At 71.1% G+C, this 3,871-nt stretch carries 3 protein-coding genes; all 3 read right to left on the bottom strand.

What is annotated here, in order from left to right; genetic code table 11:
• Position 1: 1 nt before the first annotated feature.
• From IEZ11_RS11425 to IEZ11_RS11415, 3 genes are read right to left on the bottom strand one after another with little or no spacing between them, the layout of a single operon-like run.
• Positions 2-808 (bottom strand): hypothetical protein, encoded by an 807-nt coding sequence (locus IEZ11_RS11425; RefSeq protein WP_189262553.1) that lies wholly within the window; start codon positions 806-808, stop codon positions 2-4.
• Entirely contained in the window at positions 801-3,242 is a 2,442-nt protein-coding gene (locus IEZ11_RS11420; RefSeq protein WP_189262552.1) for a condensation domain-containing protein, read from the bottom strand. Before IEZ11_RS11420 ends, IEZ11_RS11425 begins: the two co-directional genes overlap by 8 nt.
• Complete coding sequence (locus IEZ11_RS11415) at positions 3,239-3,508, bottom strand: MbtH family protein (protein WP_189262551.1); 270 nt, start codon at positions 3,506-3,508, stop codon at positions 3,239-3,241. Before IEZ11_RS11415 ends, IEZ11_RS11420 begins: the two co-directional genes overlap by 4 nt.
• Positions 3,509-3,871 lie beyond the last annotated feature (363 nt).

Below are 3,871 nucleotides of genomic sequence, written 5' to 3'. Positions count from 1 at the left end.
TTCACTCCACAGCGGAAGAGAGGATGTGAGGACCACCGGGCGAGGTGGCGGGGGCGGGACGCCCCAGGAGGTCCGCGGCCAGCTCACGGGTACGCGGATCGGCGAGCAGGTCCGCCCGGACGCAGTCGACGACATGCACGTCGAGGGAGCGGGCGTCGATCCAGTCGTCGCTCACCGGCTGGTCGGCCGAGCGGACATGGGTGACGGAGCCCGCGCGGGGCGCCGGGGACCCGGCCCGGAACGAGGCCACGAGGAAGGCGATCCAGTCGAGGTAGAAGCCGGACACCCGGGTCGCGGCCGCCACCGCCTCGTCCTGGTCGAGACCGTCCTCCCGGAAGACCTCGGCGCCCAGCCGGATCATCCGGTCGGCCAGCAGTTCCATGGCCCGCTCCGGTCGGTCCCGGAGACCGGCGTCGGCCAGCGCCGCGGTGAGTTCGCCGTCGAGGTCGTCGGCGGGCCCGCCGGTGAGCTGGCGCACGATGACCCGTACCGTGTCGCGGACCTCCGTACCGGTGCCCGGCTCCCCGTCGAAGAACACCACCGGGAGCGGGGTGTCCACGCCGCCCAGGCGCACCGCCAGGTCGCGTGCCAGGGGGGCCGCCATGCAGTAGGCGAGGACCGCGCGGATCTCCGCGCCGGCGCAGCGCCGTGCCAGGTGCGCCACGTACTCCGACGGATCCACCGCCCGGCTGAACGGCTCGCTGATCGGGTACAGCACGTGCCAGCCCCGGTCCTGGAGGCGCAGGTCAGACAGGCGGGCCTCGGCACGCCGGCCCGGGAAGTCCAGCACCACCAGGGTGTCAGCCATGGTCGATCGCCTCCCGGAGGAGCCGGGCGAGGGTCGGCGCCAGCTCGGGTCCGCGCATGACGCCGTAGTGGTCGCCCGGCAGCGCGATGGTGCGCACCGGCCGCGTGGTCACCGCGCCCCAGCCGTGATCGGCCTGGTCCCCGGGCTCGTCGTCGGCCCGGATCAGACAGACCCGGCCCGGGTACCGGCCGGTGACGGTGAAGTCCCGCAGGGCGTGCAGGTTGATCTCGAACCGGTCGAGCAGCCGCTCCACCAGGCCGCCGTCGCCCGGGGGTTCGAGCAGCCCGCGGTCCCGGGCGCGCTGCCAGAGCTGCTCCCGGGTGGTGAGGGACGGGCCGAGGTCGGTGCCGACGGCGGCTCCCCAGTCCGCGGCGAACCAGGAGACCAGGTCGGCCTCCGTGGGCGGCTCGGTGTCCGGCTCGGGCACATGGCTGTCGATCATCAGCACCGGGAGGGCGCGGCCGGTGCGCAGTTCGAGGCGTCGGGCCATCTCGAAGGCCACCACACCGCCCATCGACCAGCCGCCGACGGCCAGCGGCGGCAGCGCGGTCGACTCGACGGCCGCCAGATACGCCTCCGCCATCTCCTCGACCGTGCCCAGGCCCACCGCCTCCAGCGCGTAGACGGGGCATCCCAGGTGTCTGGCCAGACCGGCGTAGCAGCCCACTCCGCCGCCGACCGGGTGGACCAGGAAGAACGCCGGCCCGGTGCCCTCCGCCATCGGCAGCAGCTCGGGCGCGGCCGGGGCGGTCAGCGCACGGTCGATCGCCCGGCCGAGCCGGTACAGGGTGCGGGCCTCGAAGAGCGCCGCGGCGGGCAGGTCCACGCCGTACTGCAGGCGGACCCGGTTGAGCAGCCGGATACCGAGGAACGAGTGTCCGCCCAGCAGGAAGAAGTCGTCGTTGCGGCGTACCCGCGGGACGTCCAGGAGTTGCTGCCAGAGTCCGGCGAGGTACCGCTCGGTGGGGGTGGCCGGCTCCTCGGCGGCAAACTCCGCGGCACCGGGGACAGCTGCGGCATCGGCGGCCCCGGGCGCGACCGGCGCACTCCCCACGAGTCCGGCCGAGGCGGTCAACGGGTGCTCGCTCAGGGCCGCTTCCGGGTCGGCGACCGCGGCGGCCAGCATGCCGAGGAACTCGTCGGCGAGGCGGCGTACCGTCCCGTCGTCGAACAGCTCGGTGGCGTACTCGATGCTGAGGACCATGCCGTCCGCGTCCTGCCACGTGGTGACGAGCCAGTCGAACTTGGCGCTGTCGGTGCGTTCGTCCACCTCGGTCACGTGCAGCTCCGGCGGCGTGTCCCGCTCGGTGATGTCGCCCTGGTGCACGTAGAGCATCTGGAACAGCGGTGACCAGCTGGGCGACCGGGGCGGGTTGACGGTCTCCACCACGCGGTCGAACGGCAGTTCAAGATGGTCGAAGAGGTCCAGCACCTGATCGCGGGTCCGGCTCAGGTGCGTGCGGAACGACGGATCGTCCGAGAGGTCGGCGCGGGTGGCGACGGTGTTGACGAAGCAGCCGACGACCTCCCGCAGTTCGGGCCGGACCCGGCCGGACAGCGGGGAGCCGATCACCACGTCGTCCTGCTGGGCCACCCGGGACACGAACGCCTGCAACACCGCCAGCACGACCATGTAGAAGCTGGCGCCCTCGGTCTCCGCCAGCGCGTCGACGCCACGGCGGACCGGCTCCGGCATCCTCAGCCGTAACTCGTGCCCGGCGTTGGTCGGATGGGCCGGGCGGGGCCGGTCGGCGGGCAGTGTGGTCAGTACCGGACAGCCCTTGAGCGTGTCGGCCCACCACTGGGCCTGCTGGTCGAGGACCCCGCCGGCCAGCCTCCGCTGCTGCCAGATCGCGTAGTCCGCGTACTGCACGGCGGGTTCGTCGAGGCGTTCTCCCCGATACGCCCGCCACAGTTCGCGCCAGAAGACCGGCGCCGATCCCCCGTCGTAGACCGCGTGGTGGAAGCACAGGTAGAAGAGGTGGTCGTCGGGTGCCTGCCGGTCGATCCGGGCGCGGACGAGAGGACCGGTGCCGAGGTCGAAGGGGGCCTCGGCCCGCCCGTCCCAGCTCTCGTCGAACAACTCGATCTCGTCGAGCTGCCGGACGCGCTGCCTGACGTCGCCCTCGCCCTCGCCGCCGGTCCCGCTGCCGGCATCGCTCCCGGTCCCGCTCTTGCTCCCGGTCTCGGTGAGGACGGAGCGCAGGATCCAGTGCCGGTCGACCACCTCCGCCAACGCCGTTCTCAGGGCGGGCACGTCCAACTCGCCGCGGATGCGGACCGTCGAGCCGATGTTGTAGGTGCCGGGCCGTCCGGTCCGTTCCAGGAACCACATCGCGCGCTGCTGCTCGGAGACCGGGGCCTCGACGATGGACTCGTGATGCGTGATACCCGCCGTCCGGCCGCCCGGGAGGCGTGCGGCTCGGGTGCTCATTCCGCCGCCCGATGACGAAGACTCAGCGGGCGCATGTCGGTCCACGCCTCTTCGATGTGGCTGAGGCACTCCTCCTCGGGCCGGGCCGGGCCCTCGGCGCGCCATCCGGCCGGGACTGCGGCGCCGACCGGCCAGATCGAATACTGCTCCGCGTCGTTGATGACCACCTGATAAAGGACGGAACGCGAATCGGACGACACACGAATCCCTTCCACGTAAATCAATGAACGATAAAATCCGACACCAAATACACGCACCACGCGCATGGCAAAGCAACGGCAGCACTTCGCCGCCGGGGTCGGATCAAGAAAATGCTCGCAATGGGATCGCCGGCCGCCGCCACCCCGGCACTGTTCGCATCACAGCAAACGTCCGGTGCGCAGAATCAGCGCATGAGCAGCCTTGATAGGCGCGAACGAGCAACCAAAACCGGATCGTGCGTCTAGCTCCCCCATTGTTGACACCTAGCCGAGTCCGGGCGATCAGGGCATCACTCCACGAAACCTGAATCTAGTTGACGACTTCCCGAACTTAAGGGACCGGCTCCTGCACAGTCAAGGCAATAAGGAACTCTCCATGTCACCGCCGGTCGCGACCCGGAAGTGAGATTCCCGGTTCCTGTTATGCGG

The organism is Streptomyces fuscichromogenes (assembly GCF_014645815.1).
Taxonomy (GTDB): domain Bacteria; phylum Actinomycetota; class Actinomycetes; order Streptomycetales; family Streptomycetaceae; genus Streptomyces; species Streptomyces fuscichromogenes.
The sequence above is the reverse complement of the archived record's forward strand: the minus strand, read 5'-3'. Positions and strand labels throughout refer to the sequence as shown.

Excerpts from the sequence above, each read along its gene's own strand:
- IEZ11_RS11425 (WP_189262553.1), bottom strand. The coding sequence starts at position 808 with ATGGCTGACACCCTGGTGGTGCTGGACTTCCCGGGCCGGCGTGCCGAG.
- IEZ11_RS11420 (WP_189262552.1), bottom strand. The coding sequence starts at position 3,242 with ATGAGCACCCGAGCCGCACGCCTCCCGGGCGGCCGGACGGCGGGTATC.
- IEZ11_RS11415 (WP_189262551.1), bottom strand. The coding sequence starts at position 3,508 with ATGCGCGTGGTGCGTGTATTTGGTGTCGGATTTTATCGTTCATTGATT.